The 20289-nt window shown below is 71.2% G+C and carries 26 protein-coding genes; 3 read left to right on the forward strand and 23 right to left on the reverse strand.

Going from position 1 to position 20289, the window contains the following annotated elements; translation table 11 throughout:
• Positions 1-9: 9 nt before the first annotated feature.
• The 7 genes from AC2YHB_RS02255 to AC2YHB_RS02285 all read right to left on the reverse strand — a co-directional run bounded on the left by AC2YHB_RS02255 (position 10) and on the right by AC2YHB_RS02285 (position 3725).
• Positions 10-255, reverse strand: coding sequence for a hypothetical protein (locus AC2YHB_RS02255; RefSeq protein WP_487353400.1), 246 nt, complete (start codon positions 253-255; stop codon positions 10-12).
• A gap of 89 nt (positions 256-344) precedes the next feature.
• Positions 345-983 carry a hypothetical protein gene (locus tag AC2YHB_RS02260; protein WP_487353401.1) on the reverse strand — a complete coding sequence of 213 codons (639 nt, stop codon included), beginning with the start codon at positions 981-983 and terminating at the stop codon, positions 345-347.
• A gap of 11 nt (positions 984-994) precedes the next feature.
• Complete coding sequence (locus AC2YHB_RS02265) at positions 995-1378, reverse strand: helix-turn-helix domain-containing protein (protein WP_487353402.1); 384 nt, start codon at positions 1376-1378, stop codon at positions 995-997.
• Positions 1379-1463: 85 nt separating this feature from the next.
• Positions 1464-2873, reverse strand: coding sequence for a hypothetical protein (locus AC2YHB_RS02270; RefSeq protein WP_487353403.1), 1410 nt, complete (start codon positions 2871-2873; stop codon positions 1464-1466).
• Complete coding sequence (locus tag AC2YHB_RS02275; RefSeq protein WP_487353404.1) at positions 2870-3223, reverse strand: hypothetical protein; 354 nt, start codon at positions 3221-3223, stop codon at positions 2870-2872. The genes AC2YHB_RS02270 and AC2YHB_RS02275 overlap by 4 nt, the downstream gene beginning before the upstream one ends.
• Complete coding sequence (locus AC2YHB_RS02280) at positions 3220-3438, reverse strand: hypothetical protein (RefSeq protein WP_487353405.1); 219 nt, start codon at positions 3436-3438, stop codon at positions 3220-3222. The genes AC2YHB_RS02275 and AC2YHB_RS02280 overlap by 4 nt, the downstream gene beginning before the upstream one ends.
• Positions 3426-3725, reverse strand: a complete 300-nt coding sequence (locus tag AC2YHB_RS02285) for a DUF6011 domain-containing protein (RefSeq protein ID WP_487353406.1) — start codon at positions 3723-3725, stop codon at positions 3426-3428. The genes AC2YHB_RS02280 and AC2YHB_RS02285 overlap by 13 nt, the downstream gene beginning before the upstream one ends.
• On the opposite strand from AC2YHB_RS02285, the gene AC2YHB_RS02290 reads away from it, so the two are divergent.
• Positions 3610-3924 carry a hypothetical protein gene (locus AC2YHB_RS02290; RefSeq protein ID WP_487353551.1) on the forward strand — a complete coding sequence of 105 codons (315 nt, stop codon included), beginning with the start codon at positions 3610-3612 and terminating at the stop codon, positions 3922-3924. The two genes, AC2YHB_RS02285 and AC2YHB_RS02290, sit on opposite strands and share 116 nt — an antisense overlap.
• A 160-nt stretch (positions 3925-4084) precedes the next feature.
• Here AC2YHB_RS02290 and AC2YHB_RS02295 read toward each other — a convergent pair whose 3' ends face one another.
• The 6 genes from AC2YHB_RS02295 to msrB are packed head-to-tail and all read right to left on the reverse strand — an operon-like array spanning position 4085 to position 8576.
• Positions 4085-4585 carry a hypothetical protein gene (locus AC2YHB_RS02295; RefSeq protein ID WP_487353407.1) on the reverse strand — a complete coding sequence of 167 codons (501 nt, stop codon included), beginning with the start codon at positions 4583-4585 and terminating at the stop codon, positions 4085-4087.
• On the reverse strand, positions 4582-5508 hold the full coding sequence (locus AC2YHB_RS02300; protein ID WP_487353408.1) for a tyrosine-type recombinase/integrase: 927 nt from the start codon (positions 5506-5508) through the stop codon (positions 4582-4584). The genes AC2YHB_RS02295 and AC2YHB_RS02300 overlap by 4 nt, the downstream gene beginning before the upstream one ends.
• A 6-nt stretch (positions 5509-5514) precedes the next feature.
• Positions 5515-5721 carry a hypothetical protein gene (locus tag AC2YHB_RS02305; RefSeq protein WP_487353409.1) on the reverse strand — a complete coding sequence of 69 codons (207 nt, stop codon included), beginning with the start codon at positions 5719-5721 and terminating at the stop codon, positions 5515-5517.
• A gap of 56 nt (positions 5722-5777) precedes the next feature.
• Complete coding sequence (locus AC2YHB_RS02310; RefSeq protein ID WP_487353410.1) at positions 5778-6848, reverse strand: DNA polymerase domain-containing protein; 1071 nt, start codon at positions 6846-6848, stop codon at positions 5778-5780.
• A gap of 38 nt (positions 6849-6886) precedes the next feature.
• Positions 6887-8119, reverse strand: a complete 1233-nt coding sequence (gene aztD, locus AC2YHB_RS02315; RefSeq protein WP_179649833.1) for a zinc metallochaperone AztD — start codon at positions 8117-8119, stop codon at positions 6887-6889.
• Positions 8120-8174: 55 nt separating this feature from the next.
• Positions 8175-8576, reverse strand: coding sequence for a peptide-methionine (R)-S-oxide reductase MsrB (gene msrB, locus AC2YHB_RS02320; protein WP_036547722.1), 402 nt, complete (start codon positions 8574-8576; stop codon positions 8175-8177).
• 128 nt (positions 8577-8704) lie between these two features.
• Between msrB and AC2YHB_RS02325 the strand changes: the two genes are divergently transcribed.
• Positions 8705-9217, forward strand: a complete 513-nt coding sequence (locus tag AC2YHB_RS02325; RefSeq protein WP_179649831.1) for a hypothetical protein — start codon at positions 8705-8707, stop codon at positions 9215-9217.
• Here the strand turns inward: AC2YHB_RS02325 and AC2YHB_RS02330 are convergent, their stop codons facing one another.
• From AC2YHB_RS02330 to AC2YHB_RS02360, 7 genes are all read right to left on the reverse strand, one after another.
• The gene (locus AC2YHB_RS02330; RefSeq protein WP_308645594.1) at positions 9218-9682 is read right to left on the reverse strand and encodes a rhodanese-like domain-containing protein; all 465 of its coding nucleotides are present in this window, start codon (positions 9680-9682) and stop codon (positions 9218-9220) included.
• The gene (locus tag AC2YHB_RS02335; RefSeq protein WP_179649830.1) at positions 9679-10128 is read right to left on the reverse strand and encodes a cysteine dioxygenase; all 450 of its coding nucleotides are present in this window, start codon (positions 10126-10128) and stop codon (positions 9679-9681) included. The genes AC2YHB_RS02330 and AC2YHB_RS02335 overlap by 4 nt, the downstream gene beginning before the upstream one ends.
• Positions 10129-10311: 183 nt before the next feature.
• The gene (hemQ, locus tag AC2YHB_RS02340) at positions 10312-11037 is read right to left on the reverse strand and encodes a hydrogen peroxide-dependent heme synthase (protein WP_036547713.1); all 726 of its coding nucleotides are present in this window, start codon (positions 11035-11037) and stop codon (positions 10312-10314) included.
• A gap of 20 nt (positions 11038-11057) precedes the next feature.
• Complete coding sequence (locus tag AC2YHB_RS02345) at positions 11058-11723, reverse strand: response regulator transcription factor (RefSeq protein WP_179649829.1); 666 nt, start codon at positions 11721-11723, stop codon at positions 11058-11060.
• Positions 11720-13771, reverse strand: a complete 2052-nt coding sequence (locus tag AC2YHB_RS02350) for a sensor histidine kinase (RefSeq protein ID WP_179649828.1) — start codon at positions 13769-13771, stop codon at positions 11720-11722. The genes AC2YHB_RS02345 and AC2YHB_RS02350 overlap by 4 nt, the downstream gene beginning before the upstream one ends.
• Positions 13772-13845: 74 nt before the next feature.
• Positions 13846-14577, reverse strand: a complete 732-nt coding sequence (locus tag AC2YHB_RS02355; RefSeq protein ID WP_179649827.1) for a hypothetical protein — start codon at positions 14575-14577, stop codon at positions 13846-13848.
• 189 nt (positions 14578-14766) lie between these two features.
• A complete protein-coding gene (locus tag AC2YHB_RS02360) occupies positions 14767-16116 on the reverse strand; it encodes a protoporphyrinogen/coproporphyrinogen oxidase (protein ID WP_487353411.1) in 1350 nt (449 codons plus the stop codon).
• A gap of 168 nt (positions 16117-16284) precedes the next feature.
• Between AC2YHB_RS02360 and AC2YHB_RS02365 the strand changes: the two genes are divergently transcribed.
• A complete protein-coding gene (locus AC2YHB_RS02365; RefSeq protein WP_487353412.1) occupies positions 16285-17295 on the forward strand; it encodes a DUF4349 domain-containing protein in 1011 nt (336 codons plus the stop codon).
• Here AC2YHB_RS02365 and AC2YHB_RS02370 read toward each other — a convergent pair.
• The 3 genes from AC2YHB_RS02370 to AC2YHB_RS02380 are packed head-to-tail and all read right to left on the reverse strand — an operon-like array spanning position 17198 to position 20284.
• Positions 17198-18580: an MFS transporter gene (locus AC2YHB_RS02370; RefSeq protein ID WP_487353413.1), complete on the reverse strand. Its 1383-nt coding sequence runs from the start codon at positions 18578-18580 to the stop codon at positions 17198-17200. The two genes, AC2YHB_RS02365 and AC2YHB_RS02370, sit on opposite strands and share 98 nt — an antisense overlap.
• 37 nt (positions 18581-18617) lie before the next feature.
• On the reverse strand, positions 18618-19118 hold the full coding sequence (locus AC2YHB_RS02375; protein WP_487353414.1) for an NADPH-dependent FMN reductase: 501 nt from the start codon (positions 19116-19118) through the stop codon (positions 18618-18620).
• Positions 19119-19123: 5 nt separating this feature from the next.
• A complete protein-coding gene (locus AC2YHB_RS02380; protein ID WP_487353415.1) occupies positions 19124-20284 on the reverse strand; it encodes an LLM class flavin-dependent oxidoreductase in 1161 nt (386 codons plus the stop codon).
• Positions 20285-20289: the final 5 nt, after the last annotated feature.

Consider the following 20289-nt stretch of genomic DNA (forward strand, 5'->3'; position numbering starts at 1 on the left):
CACACACGGCTAGATGAGGTCGGGATCGAAGACACCGTCCTCGATCTCAGCCGGGGGTGAGCCGTCGCCGTCGCGGAGGTCGATGGCCTCGATCTCGGCCTGGATCTCCTTGAGCCGGAGGGTCAGCGGCGAGAGGTCACGGGGCTGGGTGCGCTCGTCATGGAAGGCGGCCCAGAGCTTGTCCCGGAGGGCCACCAGCATGTCCCTGCGGGAGCCTGTGGCGGCCATCTCGGCGACGTCGCGGAGCGGGACCACGTCAGCGGTTTTCGGTAGAGAGAGATCCGACCTAGTCCTGCAGTGGACATCGGATGCACCCCCAGGGGCCTCTCCCCCACCCGCCCTCATCACGCTGCTCCCGGCTCCCCTGCGGCCAGGGCGCGGATGCTGGCAAGCGACATCCGGTCGAGCTCGCTCGGGCGCAGAGAGCTCATCGCCATCGCGAACTCCATACCGCCCGTGTCCTCGCCTCGCTCGGTGTGCCACAGACGCTCAAGCGCAGCGTCGAGGTGCGGACGAGCGTCAGCGAACCTGTTCAGCGTCTTCGTGTCGCGGAGTTCCAGCGCGCGTTCAGCGATCGCACGGGCCATCACCTCGTCGCCGCTGCGGGTTGCCCGGTCGAGCGCGGCGAGGAGTTCGCCCCGGTCGCTGATGGAGGAAGCGCGGTCGCCGGCATCGCGACGAGAGATGATGAGCGTCGCAGTGTCGCCGGGGATGTCCGCGATACCGAACACCTTCTTGGCGTCGCCGTGATCGACCGCCACCACGCGCTTGGCCATGGCCACCAGCTCGTCGCTGAGCTCGCGATCTGCCCGCGCGAAGTCGACCGCCAGCGCCCAGCGCATGTACGTCGAGTTCCGCGTGTCGTCCTCGCGAGTCCGGCTGTAGCTCGAGTGCGCCCGGTTGACCCACTTCTCGATGACCTCCATCGCTTCCTCGCCCTGGCCGCCACGGGCCAGAACCTTCAGCGCTTCCTGTCGATCCATCAGGTTTCTCCTCACGCCGCTCGTGCGGCTCGGTAGTGCTCCAGGTCTTCTCGGCTGATCCGGTATCGGCCACCGACCTCGGTTGCTTGGAGACGACCGCCTTGAATCGCCTTCCGGATCGCCCGGTCGGTGACCATCAGCTCGTCGGCCGCCTGTCCGGTGCTCAGCCACTCCGAGCATGTGTCCAGTTCCGGTTCGGTGTCGCGTTCGGTTCCAGTGGAGGAACCACGCCACGACATGGCCGCCACGCGGATCTCCTCGAGTTCCTTCGATAGCTGCGGGTCCACGCCGCGCACCCTGACCCGCAGCGAGGTGAGGCCGGCGTACCGCTCAAGGAAGGCGCAAGCCCGGGCACTGACAACAACCGCCGGACCGTCAGTTCCGATCAGCGCCATGTCCACCAACCCCACGACCAGCAGCGACGAGGGGCGAGGTGGAGCAACCCACACCGCCCGTGGTCCCGCCCTCTTTCGCACCCCATCAGTGGGTCAGCTCCCTGGCCTCGCACGTCGTGCAGGTTGATGAGCTGGTCAGCCGCGAGGCGTCATCCAGAGGACGCCGGCAGGAGCGGCACTCGCGCGATTCCGAATCAGTGCCGGAAACGTCAGAAGGGGTGCGGTACCCATCGCCCTCAGACCCCCTTCCTTCTTTGGGGCTAGGGGTGGGTACTGACGTATCCGGCACTGATTTCGCATTGAGGGCGCTCGGGTCGATGCCGTCAGCCAGCCGGTAATACCAGCGCGTGCCCGGCTTGCCGGCCCACTCGATCTCTTCCTCGTCGCACTCGACGGCGCCGAGCATGTGGAGCGCCTGCAATGTCCGGTCGACCGTGATCCTCGGTTTCCCGATGCGCTTGCGGACTTGGGCCGTCGAGCTGCCCGGATTGGCCGCGATGTCGTCGATCACGGCCAGCCGCAGCGGCGGGACGCTGTCCCGGCCGCACCTGATCGCGAGCCGCAGAGCGTCGGCACGGTCCATGCCGATCGCCACTCCCCCGCGGACCACCTGGGCGAGCTGCTTGGCGAACCGCGTCGGCATCTCCGGGGCGTGCCCCCACAGAACCTCTCCGCGGGCGTCGGTCTCGACGGCGGTGCGTGCGAGCGTGACCAGGTCCGCTGCGGCCAGCAGCCGGGCGGTCTCCTCGTCACTCAAGGGCTGGACGCCGCGCATCGAATCGAGCACCAGGGTTGCAGCGTCACTCAGCTCACGACGCATCTGCTCCTCCTGGCCGGTGTTGCCGATCGCCCGCCGGCCAGCGACCTGCCGGCCGATGCTCGAGTCCATCCGCAGCAGAACGAAGCGATCGCCCATCGCCGCGACGACGCCGTGGTGGGTGTCCCAAGCCGTCGTGACGGCGCCGACGAGCGCGAGTCGTCCGGTCCAGTCGAGCGTCCGTCCGCCGTCCGTGCCGACGTTGCGGGACCATCGGCCGTCGTACACCTCGCGAAGTGCTCCGAGCACGGCCGAGCGGGTCTCGCGGGGCATGGACAGAATCGAGGTGACGTCCTTGATGACCATGACGCCGTGGCCGCCGATCTTGCGGAGAAGCCCTCCGGTCGCGTCGGCCGCGGTCTCCTTCTTCGGAGTCGCCGAGAGCAACGCTCCCTCACTCGTGATCGTGCTAGTCACTAGGGCGCCCGCGCCGGCTAGAGCCTGCACGGTCTCGGTCTTCGCGTTGCCCGAGCCGGACACGATCAGCACCCAGAGCGGATCGCCGTCGAGCCTGTCGACGGCAGCCGCGGCGAGCACCAGACAGAGCGCGTCGAAGTCGTACTCCTCGCCCAGCCAGCGGGCGCACGTCGCCCGCGCCTTCGCCAGCGCGGCCTCGGGCAGCGGTGGTCCCTCCCCGTTGGCCCGCATGTCGCGGACCCAGTCGTCGTACTCACTCATCCGGCCTCACCGACTCGGGTCTCGCCACACGAGCACGACCAAGGTGAGGTGGGAGTCCGGCAGGTGTCGCACCAGAGCACCGGAGGGACGTCGGTCGCGCCGACGCCCTCGGTCAACGCGAGCTCGGCGCGCAGCCGGCAACCGGCGGCGATCTTGGCGAGGCGCTGGTCCCGTGCGCGGATCTGCTCGCGGGTGGCGGTCCCGAAGCAGTCGCCGGGACGCGGTCGGGCGGCCTCAATCGCCTCCGCACGCTTGCGCCAGTAGACCGCCGTTGCCTCGTTGAGGGCATCGACCAGAACGCGCCGCTGAAAGTGATCGACGAAATCGATGATGGAGGCCAGCTCGGTCACCGAACCACCTCCGCTTCTTCGACACGCACGACGAAGCCACGAAGCTCGGCGAGGGCGATCAGGTCGGCCCGGTTGGCCGGCTGAGAGACCCACCCGCGTGGATTCGAGGACCAGACCGGCGGCCGGCCGCGGTGCTCCTCGAGCAGGTCCCGGGATCCATAGCCGTTCCAGACGTCGAGCGCTGGTGTCACGGTGCTGCAGATCAGGCGGCGCACGCGATCACCTCCGCGATGGCGGCCTGCCAGGCGGTGAGAGGTCGCGCAGACCCCCCTGCCTCGCGGTCTGCCCGCAGTCGGCAGCGCGGGCCCATGCCAGTCTCGATGGACCGCGGCGCGCTCAGAGGTCGGCGACAACGTCGGCAGCGAGGCGTAGAATCGAAGTTGTCGTTGAGCGAGACATTCGAGGCCGCCCGGTTCGCCGTCGGGCGGCTTCTCTCGTTGCTAGGCGACATCGGGACCACCGGCCTCTGCGAGCTCGGCTTCGGCGGTCTCGGCCACCTCATTCAGCTCGCGTGCACGCCGACGAGCCTGGGCGGACTTGAGGGCGAGGCGCTTGAAGTGCGCCTTGCGGAGGTGAGCAGCGCGGACGGGGTCTCCCCCGGCCTGCTCGAGGAACTTCGCATCGCGGGCGGCTCGGGCCTTGGCGGTGCGTGCTGCGCGGTCAGGAGTGGCAGCCCAAGATTCGTGGGCGGCGATCTGTGAGACGAGTCTGCGGGTTGCGGCGTCGGATGCAGCCATGACGGGAGGACCCTTTCGAGGTCAACTCCCGCGGCGGCCCATTGCTCGCGGGTCAGATCCGGCGCCAAACGCACCAGGCAATTCACGATGTGCTACCGAGGGTATTACATCGTTGTGAGTCCGATCAAGCGTTCGATTCCGGCGCGTCCTGCTTCACGCCGTCAGGGAACACGCGTAGGACTGCCGATCGATGGCAGCGCGGGCAGGGCGCGTGATGCTCGAGGGGCTCCCATGTGACGACGCCACGTTCGCGGAGAAGCGCGTCGCGTTCGTAGTACGGGTCTGAGAGCAAGTAGGCGGTCGGCGGGATCTCGGCGTGGCCCGCCCTCGACACGTTCCGGTACGACTCAAGGAGGTTGTCGTGTACCCGGTCGTGCCAGTCGCGGCCGAACTCCTGCCGCAAATCCTCGCTGTTGCGATGCTCTGTGAGCGCCTGGAACAGATCCGAGAGCGTGCCTCGTGCGTGCTCGTCGCGCCCTCCGACCACCCAGAGGTAGCGATCTCCTTCGAAGAACACGACACCAGCGACCATTCGACCGTCTGCATGGCAGTAGAACTTTTTCTCGAAACGGAGTTCCTTGCGACACTCGGCGATCCGTGCGCCGATCTCGAGCAGCGGCGTCACACGCGATCCCCCCTTTTGAGTCGCTGCGCTGCGGCCTTGGCCCGGGCGTCTGCGGCACTGGCGCCGTAGCGCTCGAGCATGACGTCAGAGGACCAGCCCGCGAGGCGCTTGAGGTCGCGCTCCTGGCCGCCGTTCATCAGGAAGTCGTGAGCCCAGGTATGCCGGAAGCGGTGTGGGTGCAGGTCGAGGATGCCGGCCTGTTCGCCGCGGAGCTTCACGCGATCGCGGGCACCGTCGGCGCTGAGCGCGCCGCGCTGGGTCAGGAAGAGCGCGTCGAGGTGGGCCCATCGGTGTGTACGCCGGGTGCGCAGGTAGCGATCGAGTGCCCGGGCAGTGCGGGCGCCGAAGTAGACCGGCCGGAGCTTGGCGCCCTTGCCCTTGATGAGGGCCATACCGTCGTCGAGGTCGATGCCGCCGACCAAGCGGCCGCGGTCGTCGTACTGCGGGACGGTGAGGCTGCATGCCTCGGAGACGCGAAGGCCGCAGTCGAGCAGGACGCGCAGCAGGGCCTCGTCGCGACGGTCGACGAACTCCTTGCCGTCGCACGCCTTCATCAGCGCGGCGAGCTCGGCATCGGAGAGCACAGGGACCGGCTTGGCCTTGGGTTCGGGCGGCGACAACGTCTTCATCGGGTTGTCGGCGATCTCTTCCTCGTCTACGAGCCAGCCGCAGAAGCGGAAGAGGCCGCGGTATCGCGTCTTCACGGTCCCGGGCTCGCGGGAGTCGGCCATCTGGGCGAGCCATTCGCGGATGGCCGGCCGGGTGAGCTCGTCGAGCGTGGCGGTGCGCTCCTGGGCGACCAGCCAGTCAGAGAAGAACCGGATCGACTGTCCGTAGATCTGGATCGTCCGATCGGACTTACCCTCTGCCCGAAGGTGACGAGCGAAGCTGCGGTGCAGATCTACGAGCCGAGCTGTCGACACGGCCGGCTAGTCCCTGTCCTGCAGGCCCTTGATGGCACCGATGATCACTGCCACGAGACCGCCGCAGAACAGCGCCCAGAGCCAGCCAGTGTCATTCTTCGAGATCAGCACACTCAGTGCGGAGGATGCAAAGACCGAGCCCATGGTGAGGGTGTAGACGCTGCTGGCAGTGGGTCCTTGGAACCGCCGTGGCTCCTTGCGGTCGTCGCTCATGTGACTTAGGTTATCCCGTGAGTGAGCGTTGTGCCCACTCCCATGACGACGTCAGATCAAGAGTCTTCCCAGTTCGCAGGGTTCTTTCGGCTGGGTTGAACCCTTGGCGGCTCGCCCGGCATCTTCGGGTAGTCGGGCGGGAAGTTGAGCTCGCCCTCGCCCGCGTCGACCTGCTGCTGCCAGAGGTCGAGCAGCGGCTCGAGGGAGTACGACGCCTCGTCGATCGCGGCCCACGGGTCCCCGTCGGCCACGCGCTCGGTCACGGTGAAGAGGTTGAAGTCGCGGGGGTCGGAGACCTCGGGGAGCTCGGACCAGGTGACCGGCGTCGAGACCGGCGCCCCCGGCTTGGGCCGCAGCGAGTAGGCCGAGGCGATGGTGCGGTCGCGGTTGTTCTGGTTGAAGTCGACGAAGATCCGCTCGCCCCGCTCCTCCTTCCACCAGGCCGTGGTCACCTGTTCGTCGCGCCGGGCGAGCTCGCGGCCGAAGGCGATCGCGGCGTGGCGGACGTCCTCGAAGGTCCAGCGCGGCTCGATCCGGACGTAGACGTGGACGCCCCGGTTGCCCGAGGTCTTGGGGAAGCCGACGAGCCCGAGCTCGCGGAGCAGCTCGTCGGCCACCCCGGCGACCCGGACCGCGTCGGCGAACCCCGTGCCCGGCTGGGGGTCGAGGTCGATGCGGAGCTCGTCGGGGTGGTCGACGTCGGCCCGACGCACCGGCCACGGGTGGAAGGTCAGGGTCCCCATCTGCGCGCACCAGACCGGCACGGCGATCTCGGTGGAGCAGATCTCCTCGGCGGTGCGCCCCGAGGGGAAGGTGATCCGCACCGGGTCGACGTAGTCGGGAGCGCCCTTGGGGACGCGCTTCTGGTAGAAGCCCTCGCCGTCGTCGCCGTAGCCGGTGGAGAGCCGGAAGCCCTCGCGGTAGCCGTCGGGCCACCGCTCGAGGGCTGTCGGCCGGTCCCGCAGGGCCCGCATCAGCCCGTCCTCGACCGCGACGAAGTACTCCGCCACCATCAGCTTGGTCACCTCGGGCGTCCGGTCGGTCGCCTCGTAGATCACCCGGTCGGGACTGGACACCCGGACCTCGCGGTCGCCGGCCTGCACCATCGCCGCAGCGGTCTTCGCCATGCGGCGAGCCTACGGGCTGGTGCCGACGGCGGGCCGGATCAACCGGTGACGCCGCGCAGCTCGCTCGGCACCTGGGGCACCTCCAGGCTGTCGACGACCTCGAGGGTCCCGAGGTCGACGACGTGGACCTGCTTCGTCGCCGGCTCGGTGACATAGGCCGTGTCGCCGACGACCTCCAGGAGCGGCCGGGGCTGGTGCCAGTCGAGCGGCTCGCGCCACTTCGCGGTGACCGGGACCGACGCCGTCACCTTCGCCGTCGCCACGTCGATGACGTGCAGCCGGCCGTCGGTGCCGAGTACCAGCGCGTCGCCGTCCGGCGTACGGCCGAGGGAGCGGAAGCTGTAGCTCGCCGGCAGGTCGACGAGCCGCAGCGACGCGGTCCGGGTGTCGATGATCGAGACCCGCGTCGGCCGCTCGAGCTCGGCGTCGGCGTCGACCTTGTAGTCGCCGAGCACGTAGCGCGAGGTGTCGTGGCCGGCCTGGTTGCCGATCCGGCCGTAGGCGTCGGGCGCGTCGACCTTCGTGATCTCGCGGCCGTCGACGACCAGTACCCCGTCCTCGCACCCGAAGAGCGCGACGTCGCCGGCGAAGGCCTCGCCGTGCACCCCGGGGCACTCGTCGGAGGAGGCCAGCTCGTTGCCGGCGGCGGTGATCAGCCTGATGCCGCTGCGGGACTCCTCGTCGCCGACGGTCAGGATCAGGTTGCCGTGGCCGTCCTGCACGGCGACGCCGTGGTGTGCCTCGTCCGCCTGCCAGGTGTCGAGCTCCGGTTCACCCTCGGCCAGGTCGGCCGGGTCGAACGCCGTGATGGCGCCGGTCCCGTCGTCGAAGACGGTCGTCCGCCCGTGGTGCGGGACGACGTGGCCGGGCTCCTGGGCGTCGATGGTGAAGCCGGTCAGCCGCGGCTCGGTGGCCCAGGAGTGCCCGTGGTCGCCGTGCTCGTCGGTCCACGCGCCGGTGTCGAGGGCGGTGAACCCGCCGGCCCCCGACACGAGCAGGTGCCGGCCGTCCCCCGCGGGGTTGAGCCGCAGGAACCCGTCGACCTCCTCGTCGAGCAGCACCTCGCCGGACCCCGCGTCGAGGACGAGCACGCCTCCGTCGTACGTCATCGCGAGGCGGGGGCTGGGCGCCTCCACCTCGGTGGCGGCCGCAGGCGTGGACGACGGGGACGAGGAGGACGAGGAGGACGGCGACCCCTCCGTGCCGCAGGCGACGAGAGCGCCCGAGGTCAGGGAGGAGAGGACGACGAGGACACCGGACTTGATCAACATGAGAATGATTCTCATGTGCAAGTCCGGCGTCCGTCAAGCCGGCGTCGGTCCGGCGTCAGCCGTCAGCAGGCTCCAGGGTCAGCGAGATCGAGTTGATGCAGTAGCGGTCGCCGGTCGGCGTGCCGTAGCCGTCGGGGAACACGTGGCCCAGGTGCGAGCCGCAGTTGGCGCAGCGGACCTCGACCCGCTTCATGCCGTGCGAGTTGTCCTCGATGTATTCGATGGTGTCGCTGATCGGCTGGTAGAAGCTGGGCCAGCCGCACCCCGAGTGGAACTTCGTGTCGGACTCGAACAGCTTGGCCTGGCAGGCCTTGCACCGGTAGACGCCCGTGGTCTCGGTGTCGGTGTACTCACCCGTGAAGGCACGCTCGGTTCCCGCCTTGCGGAGCACCTGGTACTCCTCGGGAGTCAGCGCCGCGCGCCACTCCTCGTCCGTCTTCTCGACCTCGTATGCCATACCCCAACGCTACCCAGCCGGACCAGCGCCGAAAGCCCCGTCGGGCAAAGGATTCCCCAACCACCGGACACCCGGCGACGGCCGCCCTAGGGTCGCCTCACCTCGCACTCTCGGAAAGGCAGCCCCCCATGCCCGCACTCCCCCTGCGCCGGTCCGGCGCCATCGCCCTGTCCGTGCTTCCGGCACTCCTGCTCGGCCTCACCGCCTGCGGCGGGTCCGACGACGACGGCGACACCGGAGCCGACGACCGCACCCAACAGAATGCCCACCTCAGCTTCGAGGCCGTCGAGGACCTCGTGGCGAGCGAGGTTCCGGCGGACGCCGACTGCGCCGCCCACAAGTGGACCGACGTCAACCCGACCCTCGCCCCTCTCTTCGGCGAGGCCACGGAGGCGCACGAGCTCGGCTGCTGGGCGGCCGAGGCGGATGTCAGCGCCTCCACCCCGGCCGAGGTCCTCTACGCCGAGTTCGCCGACGAGGCCACCACGACAGCCTTCGTCGAGGCGAACTTCGCCTTCTCGTACGACGTCGTCCAGGACGGTGCGGCCGTCGCCCTGGTCAGCATCGTGAGCCTGCCCGACCTCGCCGAGGACATCGCGGGCCTGTGCGACTGCGACGTCCAGGAGGGCAAGACGCCCTGATCAGGCGACGACGCCGGCCACCGGCAGGCCGGCGGCCCGCCAGGCCGCGAAGCCACCGACGACATCGGTGGCCCGGTGGATGCCCAGCGACTGCAGCGCATCCGCCGCCAGCGAGGAGGTGTAGCCCTCCTGGCACAGCACGATCACCCGGAGGTCGTACGACGCCTCGGGGATCCGCGCGTCGCTGCGCGGGTCGAAGCGCCACTCGAGCACGTTGCGCTCGATCACGAGCGGCTCCAGTGTCTGCGCGACCTCGCCCTCGGCGGCACGCTGGGCGGCAGGGCGGATGTCGACGAGGAGCACGTCCTCGTGGGTGATCAGCTCCTGGAACGCGGCCCGCGGGCTGATCCGGTCGAGGCGCGAGCGGGCGTCGGCGAGCAGGGCGTCCACGCCGTCGTACCGCGGGGCGGGCCGGAGGCCCTCCTTGCGCACCATGTCGACGACGGTAGCGAACAGCGCGGTCACCACTCCTCCCCTGCCCGCTCGACGCCGAGCACCTCGAGCCGGTCGCCGCGGAAGCGGAACCGGGTCATCGTGGTGAGCCGCGGCGAGTACGCGTGCAGGGAGAGCGCCGGCCGGTCGGTGGCATTGCGGACGTCGTGCGCGTAGCCGGCCCCGAACGCCTTGCCGTCGCCGACGCCGAGGTCGATCAGCTGGAGGCCGCCGTCGAAGGTGTGCTCGGTCAACTGGCCGTCGAGGACGGTGAAGGCACCCGAGGAGGAGCCGTGGTCGTGCCAGTCAGTGGCGGCACCGGGCGGCCACGAGATCAGCCAGAGCTCGTAGTCCTCGGTGGCGAGCAGGCGGATCCAGGTCCGCTCGTCCGGGTCGTGGTCGAGCAGGTGGAGGAGGTCGGGGTCGGCGGCGTGCTCACGCACGACCTCGAGGAGGGGCAGGACAGCGAGCTGGGTCATCGGAGGTTCCTTCGGGGGCTGGTGGGTCGGTGCTGGATCAGTCGAGGTGGATCAACAGCACGGACAACACAGCCCGCCCGAGCGCCAGGTGGCGCGCGAGGCGAGGGAGGAACCGGTCATGGCTCCATAGTGCATTAACTCAATAGAGTTTGCAAACTTCGATCCCGCGGCGTGGCGGGAGGATCACGGCAGGCGCGTCACCAGGTCCGCGAAGGACACCCGCCGCCCGGTGTAGAAGGGCACCTCCTCGCGCACGTGGCGCCGGGTCTCCGAGCCCCGCAGGTGGCGCATCAGGTCGACGATCCGGGTCAGGTCGTCGGCCTCGAACGCCAGCATCCACTCGTAGTCGCCGAGCGCGAAGCTCGGCACCGTGTTGGCACGGACGTCGGGGTAGTCGCGGGCCATCTGGCCGTGCTCGGCGAGCAGGCGGCGGCGCTCGGCGTCGTCGAGGAGGTACCACTCGTAGGAGCGGATGAAGGGGTAGACCGCGACATAGGCGTGCGCCCGCTCGTCGGCCAGGAACGCCGGGAGGTGGCTGCGGTTGAACTCCGCGGGCCGGTGCAACGCCATCTGCGACCAGACGGGCGCGAGCCGACTGCCGAAGGCGGTACGACGGAGGCGGTGGTAGGCGTCCTGCAGCTGGTCGCTGCTCTCGGCGTGCCACCAGAGCATCAGGTCGGCGTCGGCGCGGAGCCCGGCGACGTCGTACACACCGCGGATGACGACGTCCTCGGCGGCCAGCTCGGCGGCGAGCGCCTCGAGCTCGGCCAGCTCGGCCTTGCGGACGACCTCGTCGGCGCCCAGCGGCTGCTCCAGCTTGAAGACCGACCACATGGTGAAGCGGATCGTGTCGTTGAGCTCGTTGATCTTCGCCGCGTTGGTCTTGATGTGCGCCTGGGGGTCCGACATGACTCCATTGTGCCGAGCGGTCAGGCGAGTCCGTACCCCGCCTCCCGTGCCTTGACGATCGCGTCCGCGCGACCGGTGGCGTGGAGCTTGGCGTAGATGGCCGAGACGGCGTTGCGGACGGTCTTGTTGGAGACGTAGAGCTCGCCCGCGATCTCGTCGTTGGTCCGGCCGGCGGCGATCCGGTGCAGGATGTCGCGCTCGCGGTCGGTCAGGTCCGGGAACGCCTCCTCCTCCCGGTCGGTCGACGGCGTGGCGACCGCGCCGGCGAAGAAGGCCGCCACCCGCGCGGCGAGGCTCGCGCCGAACACCATCCCGCCCGCGGCCGCCGAGCGGATCGCGGCCTGCACCTCCTCCGCGCCCGCGCCCTTGAGGAGGTAGCCGCAGGCGCCCGCCCGGATCGCGGCGAGGATCGTGTCGTCGTCCTCGTTCATCGTCAGCATGACCACCCGCAGCGCCGGGTTGCGGCCGGTGAGGAAGCGGGTCGCCTCGATGCCGTCGAGCTGCGGCATCTGGATGTCCATGACCACCAGGTCGGGCGCGGTCTCGTCGACGACGTGGACCGCCTCACGTCCGTCGGCGGCCGTGCCGACGACCTCGATGCCGTCGAGGGCGCCGAGCAGGGCGACGAGGCCGTCGCGGACGATCTGGTGGTCGTCGACGACGACGACGCGGATGGCGGGAGTCATGCGGGGGTCCTCAGCGGAAGTCGGGCCGAGACGACGGTGCCGCCGCCCGGTGGGCTGGTGATCGTGGTGGTGCCGCCGAGCTCGGCGGCCCGCTCGCGCAGGCTGGAGAGGCCCACGCCGGCGGTGCGCCCGGGGGCGATGCCGACACCGTCGTCGGCCACCTCGACGAGCAGGTCGTCGTCGGCGACGTCGATGCTCAGCCGGACGTCGGTCGCCTCCGCGTGCCGGGCGACATTGGTGAGCGCCTCCCCCACGATCCGGTACGCCGCCACCTCGACGGCCGCCGGGAGCCGGCCCGCCAGGTCGCCCCCGGTGGTGACGGCGAGCGGCAGCGCCAGGGTCTCGGCCTGCTGGCGCAGCGCCCCGACGAGCCCCCGGTCGTCGAGGGCGGGCGGGCGCAGGTCGTGCACCAGGCGTCGTACGTCGGCCACGACGTCCTGCACGTGCGCGCTGACCGCCTCCAGCTGCTCCCGCGCGCGCTGCGGGTCCCTGTCGACGGTCATCCGGGCGGCCTCGAGCTGGAAGACGATGCCGCTCAGCGCCGGACCGAAGCCGTCGTGCAGGTCGCGGCGGATCCGGCGTCGCTCCTCCTCGCGGGCGGTGACGAGGCGCTCCCGACTGCGCTGCACCTCGTCGGCGAGCTGGCTGGACCGGGCAGCCGTCGCGGCCTGGCGGACGAGGTCGCCGAGCAGCTGCTGGTCGCGCTGGCTGAGCCGGCTGCGCAGGCCGCGCGCGGGCAGGACGAGGCTGCCGATCGTGGCGTCGCGGTAGGTGATCGGCAGGGTGCGGACCTGGTCGGGCCGTTCGCCGACGGTCGTCACCAGGCGCTCGCCGTGGGTGCGCTCGACCTCCACGCTGACGTACGGGATCGCGAACGCGCTCGCGACCGCCTGCGCGACGGCGGCCAGCTGCTCGGTGCTGTCGTCGGTGGTCTCCAGGGTCGAGGCGAGGCCGGCCACGACGTCGTACCGGTTGGTGCGCTCGCCGAGCATGAGGCGTCGTACCAGCGCGGAGAGGCGTTGGCGCGCGGGGCCGTAGAGCAACACGGCCACGGCGAGCACCACGCCGACGACCTGGGCCTGGCTCAGCTCGTCGTCGAGCAGGAGCGTCAGCAGACCCAGCACGGCGGCGTCCGCGACCACCAGTACGGCGAGCAGCGCGGCGAGGACGGCCGTGCGGGCGAGGAGGTCCTGGATCGAGACGAGGGTCGGCCGGACGATCGCGATGGTCATCGCGGCCGGCGGCAGCACGGTGGCGCTGAACGCACCGGCGTACCCGTCACCGGGGAGCGGGAACACCAGGCTGACGAGCACGACGGCCACGATCACGAAGACCGACCACAGCAGCCAGCGCATGCGGTCGCGTTCGAGGCCCTCCGACCGGCGGTAGCGGACGACCACGGTCAGCAGGGAGAAGAAGAAGGCGACGACGCCGATGGCGACCCCCGCCGAGACCAGCTGCTGGCCGTGGCCGGCGAAGGCGCTGATCGAGGTCGGGTCCTGGTCGACGCCCGCGGGGACCTGGTCGAGCCACTGGTCGCCCTCGGCCGGCGCCACGATCACCGCGAAGCCGCTCAGGAAGAGGCCGCCGACCGCCACCCACGACGCCGGGGTCCAGCGCCCGGGGAGGAAGCGACCGGTCGGGAACACGAGGAGCAGGGCTGCCGTGACCGAGGTGAGGTAGGCGCCGAAGCGGTTGAGGAACCACAGCGCGAAGGTCATCGCGGGCCACGGGTCGTGCTCGGTGAGACCGGCGTGGACATAGCTCTGGGCGAATCCGTCGAGGGACCAGAAGAGGCCGGACGCGGCGAGCACCCAGCCGAACCGCTGCCCCCGGTCGCGCAGCAGCACGATGCCCGCGAGGATCCCGAGCACGGCGCCGTTCACGATCCAGGGCCAGCCGGCGCCCTCGGAGATCTCGGCGCCGGGACCGGTACCCGGAGCCGTCATGTCGAGCCAGGCTCCCGCAGGGAGGAGCGCCACGCAGAGCACGGGAACCGCCAGCACGGCGGCGAGCTGGGCACCGCGGGGCCGGGGGTCGCTCTGCACCGGCACATTGTGCAGCCGGCCCGGTCCCCTCCGTGGCGGAATGGGGACCGGACCGGCCGGGGTGGTGTGGTCGTTCACGCGCGGCCGCGGAAGGCCTTGTCACCGGCGAGGAAGCCGAGGGCGATCACGACGAGACCGATCGGACCGGTCATGCCGGCCATGTACTGCAGCGGCGAGATGCCGAGCAGGAGGGTCAGGCCGCCGCCGATGAGCCCGACGAGGCCGAGCCACTTCGGCAGGCCACCGGCGCGGGCGAGCCCGAACAGGCAGATGCCGGAGAGCCCGAGCAGGCCCCAGCACCACGGCACGGTGCCGATCCAGTGGTTGTAGAAGGTCGCGCTCTCCGGGACGACGGTGTCCGTGTCGCCGGCCGCGAAGATGAACTCGGTGTCGAGGCCGGACCCGACGATCAGCATGACCGACGTGACCAGCACGCCGCTGAAGGCCACCAGCGGCAGCACGCTGTCGCGGGCGGCCGTCGCCTTCAGCCGCCGGTAGAGGCCGGCCGCGAACACGATCATCAGCACCGCGCTGACCATCGTGAACGTGTGGAAGGCCAGCATCTGCGGCACGAGGTCGCTGAGGCGCTCGGAGATCTTCTCCGCGTTGCCCTGGAGGTCGGGGTCGTAGACGGCGTTCACCATCGACGACGTGACCATGGTGCCGATCCCGGCGACGCCGGCCAGGAGGCCGGCGAGCGCCCACCGGGTCGGCGGGTAGGTGGTGGTGCCCTCCGGGGACCCGGTCTGGCCGGTCTGTCCCGTCTGGTCGAGGGCGGTCGGGGGGAGGTGGGTCTGCGTTGTCATGACCCGAAGGTGCCGGGCCCCGTGTCCCGCCCGACAGGGACAACGGGGCACACCTCGCGGGACACGCGAAGTGTGAGGTTTTCTCCTGCGAAGTGCGTGACTTTCTCCATCGAGGTGTGACGACTTCTCGCACACCTCGGCGGAGAAACAGGCGCACTTCGGCGGAGAAACTCTCACACCTCGCGGGGGTCAGGTGAGGAGGGAGGCGGCCGCGGTGTGGGCGGAGGCGATGGTGGCCGGGATCCCGACGCCGTCGTACGACGCCCCGCAGACGGCGAGGCCGGGGACCGTCGCGACGGCGGCGCGGATGCGGGCGACACGGTCGGCGTGGCCCACCCAGTACTGCGGGAGTCCCCCGCCCCAGCGCTGGACGACGGCGTCGACCGGATCCGCACGAAGGCCCGTCGCCTCGGCGAGGTCGGCGAGCGAGGCACGGACCAGCTCCTCGTCGGGGACCTGGAGGGTCGCCTCCTCGCCGAACCGGCCGAGGGAGGTGCGCAGCACCAGCAGGCCGTCGCCGGCGGCGCGGACCCAGTCCCACTTGGCGAACGAGAACGTCGAGGCCTTCACCCGGCGGCCGTCGACCGGCGGCACGAGGAAGCCGGAGGCGCCGATCTCGAGCGCCTCGACGACCGCGGGGTCGTCGGCGCGGTAGGCGAGGGTGGCGAGCGCGACCGAGGCGTAGCCGATCCGCACCAGGTCGTCGGCCGCGGCCGGGGCGAGCTCCGCCACGAGGCGGGCGGTCGGCGCGGCGGGCGTCGCCAGGACGAGCAGGTCCGCGATCTCCTCGCCCGCCGGCGTGGTCACCCCGAACCCCGATCCGGTACGACGAACGGCACTCGCCGGGGCGTCGTACCGGATCTCGACGCCGGGTCGGTCGGCGAGGTCGGCCTCGAGCGCGGCGGGCAGCCGCCACATGCCGCCGTCCACGGCGGCGAAGACGGGCGGGGCCTCCCCCGCCGGAACGGGCAGGGAGAAGTCGTTGCGCGCGAGGAGGTCCACGAGCTGCGGTACGGCGGAGCGAACGGAGATGTGGCGGGCCTGGCCGGCGTACACACCCCCGAGCAGCGGCTCGACGAGCCGGTCGACGACCTCGTCGCCGAAGCGGTTGCCCACGAGGAAGCCGACGGACTCGTCGTCCCCCTCCGCCACGGTCGAGACGTACTGGTGGCGCGCCCGCGCCATCCCATCCGGCGACAGGATCCCCGACTCCTCGAGCTGGTCGAGGTCGAGCGGCGCGCCCATCACGGTGCGCGGCAGCGGGCGGAGCGCGTCGCGCGTCCAGACCCTCGAGGTGGCCGTGGTGGGGTGGACGAGCGGCAGGCCGAGGTCGGCCGCGAGGGCGATGCCCTCGGGACGGCGGTGCAGCATCGCCTCGGCGCCCACGTCGACGCTCACCCCGGCGACCGACCCCCCGCGGAGCTTGCCACCGGCGCGGTCGGAGCCCTCGAGCACGAGCACGGAGGCACCGGCCTCGGCCAGGTCGCGCGCGGCGACCAGTCCGGCCACCCCGGCCCCGACGACGATCGCACTGCGCACGGCTGCAGTCTCCCAGAGGCCCCGGGGGAACCGACGGCAGGCAGGGAACCGACGGCAGGCAGGCAACCGACGGCAGGCAGGGAACCGACGGCAGGCAGGGAACCGACGGCAGGCAGGGAACCGACGGCAGGCAGGGAACCACCCGGCGGCGTACGACGTCGCACCACCATGAACCCGACCCGCACCCGCCTCACCGCCTCGCTCGCGGCGGCCACTGCCGTCGCCGCCCTCACCCTGCTGTCCGGATGCTCCGGCTCCGGGTCCGACGGTGGCGACTCCGCCGGCACGGCCGACGCCGCGGTCGCCGCCGACGAACCCGCCGACTTCAGCGGGGCGAACGAGCGCGACGCCCTCGCGGACGAGTCGGTGGCCGCCGAGTCCGCTCTCGATTCGACGGTCGACGGCGTGGCCGACAGCGCCGGCGGAACCGCCGCCAAGGAGGTCGACCCGTCGAAGGACGCCGCCCGCGTCGCGCCCGGCACCTCGGTGATCCGGACGGGCACGGTGTCGCTGGAGGCCGACAACGTCGAGAAGGCCCGCTTCGACGTGCGCAAGGTCGTGGACAAGTACCGCGGCACCGTCACCGAGCAGGAGACGACGACCGGGGACGAGGGCGAGATGAGCACGGCCCGTCTCGTCGTCCGGGTGCCGAGCGCGAGCTTCGAGGACGCGACCCGCGACCTCGAGGAAGTGGCGACGCTGCTCAGTTCGAACACCGCGGGCGAGGACGTGAGCACCGAGGTGATCGACGTCGACGCCCGGATCCGCGCCCAACGGGCGAGCGTCTCGCGGGTCGAGGCGCTGCTCGACCAGGCCACCAACCTGCAGCAGGTGATCTCGATCGAGCGTCAGCTCGCGAACCGGCAGGCGGACCTGGACTCGCTGGTCGCGCGGCAGAAGTACCTCGCCGACCAGACCGCCCTCTCCACGATCACCGTCACGGTCGAGCAGCCCGAGGAGGACGAGCCGAAGAAGAAGGACGACGACAACGGCTTCGCCAGTGGGCTGAAGGACGGCTGGGACAGCTTCGTCGACGGTCTCGTCGTCGCCCTGACCGTCCTCGGCTTCCTGCTCCCCTGGCTCATCCTCGTCGCAGTGCTGGGTCTCCCGGCGTGGCTGGCGCTGCGGCGGCGTGCCGGCCGCCGACCGGCCGCTCCGCCTGCTCCGGCAGCGCCGTGAGGTCGCGGCCGCGGGTCTCCGGCAGGAGCGCCATGCAGCCGAGGCTGAGCACCGCCACGGCCACGTTGTACGACGCCACGAGCCACAGCGAGTCGTCGCCCAGCTCCACCAGCCAGGCGGCGATGAGCGGGGTGAGCCCGGACGCGACGACGCCGGAGAGCTGGTAGAGCGCGCTGAGCGCCGAGTAGCGGTAGCGGGTGTCGAACAGCTCGCTCCAGAAGGCGGCGAGCGGCCCGTAGACCGTGCCGTAGACCAGGCCGAGCCCACCGACGAACGCGGCGCTGACGGCGACCGTGCCGCCGGAGTGCACGGCGGCCGCGACGGGGAAGGCGATCACCAGGCCCGCGAGCGCACCGACCCGGTAGACGGGCCGCCGGCCGAGGCGGTCGCTGAGGGCACCCGCCACCAGTGTCATCACGACGCCGAGCACGGCCCCGGCCATGATCGCGTTCAGCACGGTCGACCGCGCGACACCGACCGTGTTGACGGCGTAGGCGAGCAGGAAGACCGAGTAGAGGTTGAACGTGAAGCCCTCGATGAAGCGGGTGCCCATGCCGAGCAGCAGCGTGCGCGGCTGACGCCGGAACAGCTCGCGCACCGGCACGGAGTTGACCTCCTTGCGCTGCTGCACCTCCCGGAAGGCCGGCGTCTCCATGACCGAGAGCCGGATCCAGGCGCCGATCGCGAGCAGCACGATGCTCAGCAGGAAGCAGGCGCGCCAGCCCCACGCGAGGAACTGCTCGTCCGGCAGGCGGCTCGCGATCGCGAAGGCACCGGAGGCGAGGAAGAGCCCGCCGGGGACGCCGATGTGGGCGAAGCTGCCGAAGAAGCCGCGCCGCTCGGCGGGAGCGAACTCGACGGCGAGGAGCACCGCGCCGCCGTACTCGCCGCCGACGCCGATGCCCTGGAGCACCCTCAGCACGACGAGCAGGATCGGCGCGAGGACCCCGATGTCGTCGTACGACGGGAGGAGGCCGATCAGGGCGGTGCCGGCCCCCATGATCACGAGCGTCCAGATCAGCATCGCCTTGCGTCCGACGCGGTCACCGAAGTGGCCGAACACCAGGCCGCCGATCGGACGGGCGAGGAAGCCGACGGCGAAGGTGCCGAACGCCGCGAAGGTCGCGGCGCTGCCGCTGAGGCCGTTGAAGTAGAGCTTGTCGAAGACGAGCCCGGCGGCGGTGCCGTAGAGGAAGAAGTCGTACCACTCGATCGTGGCGCCGACCGCGGCCGCGAGCGCGACGCGACGCGGAGTGGGTCCCTGTGGTGCAGGTGGGTTGGTCATCGTGCCTCCCGAGACGAGGTGGATGAGGGACGGAGGGTCAGGACGCCGGGCGCAGCAGCTTCTCCACGACGGGCCTGCTCCGGGACAGCCAGTCCGCGTACGCCGCCGGGTCGTCGTGCTCCTTGTCGAGCACGTAGAGCGCGCTGCCCGGCACCACGCCTCCGAGGTGGCTGAGCAGCGGCACGAGACCGTGCTCCGGGGCCAGCGCGTGCGCCGGTCCCCCACCGAGCATCAGCGGCACGGCCACGCCCGAGAGCTGGCCGGCCGCGAAGCGGTCGAGGAAGAGCTTCAGCAGCCCCGTGTACGTCGCCTTGTAGGTCGGGCACGCGAAGACCACCAGGTCCGCGCGACCCACCTCGGAGACGAGCCCGTCGATGGCGGCATCGGTCCAGTCGACCAGGCCGGCGCCGAGCGTGGCGACGTCGACGACGAGGTCCGGCTCGCGGCCGACCAGCTCGCGGTGCAGGTGCAGCGCGGCGGACAGCGTGCGGCTGGCGGGCTTGGGGTTGCCGACGACGACGGCGGTGCGCGTGCTCACGCCCGTCACCGCCCGACCGACGCGAACGGGACCGATGCGCCGTGGTGGCGCTGCGGGCCGTCGTACTTCCACAGGCCGCGTTCGGCGAGGATCGGCAGCACGCCCTCGCCGAACCAGTAGGCACCCTCGAGGTGCGGGTAGGCCGACAGCACGAACTCGTCGAGGCCGAGCTCGGCGTACTCCGCGATCCGGTCGGCGACCTCCTCGTGGCTGCCGACCAGCGCGGTGCCGGCGCCGCCGCGGACCAGGCCGACACCGGCCCAGACGTTGGGGTAGATCTCGAGGTCGTCGGTGCGCCCGCTGTGCAGGTCGAGCATCCGGCGCTGGCCCTCGGACTCGCTGCGCCGCAGCCCTTCCTGCACCTGCTTGATCGTGGCCGGGTCGATGCCCTTGAGCAGCCGGTCGGCCTCGGCCCACGCCTCCTCGGAGGTGTCGCGGGTGATCACGTGCATCCGGATGCCGAACCGGATCGGCCGGTTGTCCGGGCCGCGCCCCTCGGCCGCGGCGAGCTCGCGGATCCACGCGATCTTCTCGGCGACGGCCTGCGGCGGCTCGCCCCAGGTGAGGTAGACGTCGGCGTGCTCGGCGGCGACCTTGCCGGCCGCCGGCGAGGACCCGCCGAAGTAGATGTCCGGCACGGGGCTGGGGATCTGGCCCAGCTTCGCGGCCTCGACCGAGAGGTGCTTGCCGGTGAAGTCGACGGTCTCGCCGGTCCACAGCCGGCGCACGATCTCGAGGAACTCCCCGCACCGCTCGTAGCGCTCGTCCTTGTCGAGGAAGTCGCCGAACATCCGCTGCTCGTGGCTCTCCCCGCCGGTCACGACGTTGAGCAGGAGCCGGCCGCCACTGAGGTTCTGGAAGGTGCCCGCCATCTGGGCCGCGAGGTACGGCGCCACCACACCGGGCCGGAACGCGACGAGGAACTTCAGCCGCTCGCTGGTCTGGCTCAGCATCGCGGTGGTCAGCCACGCGTCCTCGCACCAGGCGCCGGTCGGCGTCAGCGCGGCCTCGAAGCCGTTGTCCTCGGCGGCGCGCGCGACCTGGGTCAGGTAGGCGACGTCCGCCGGACGGCCGGCCTGGCCGGGGTTGACGCCGTGGCCGCCGCCGACGACGTGGCGGCCGTCGCCGCCGTTGGTGGGCAGGAACCAGTGGAACTTCAGGGACATTGTCT

The organism is Nocardioides sp. SRI_004, from assembly GCF_057586415.1.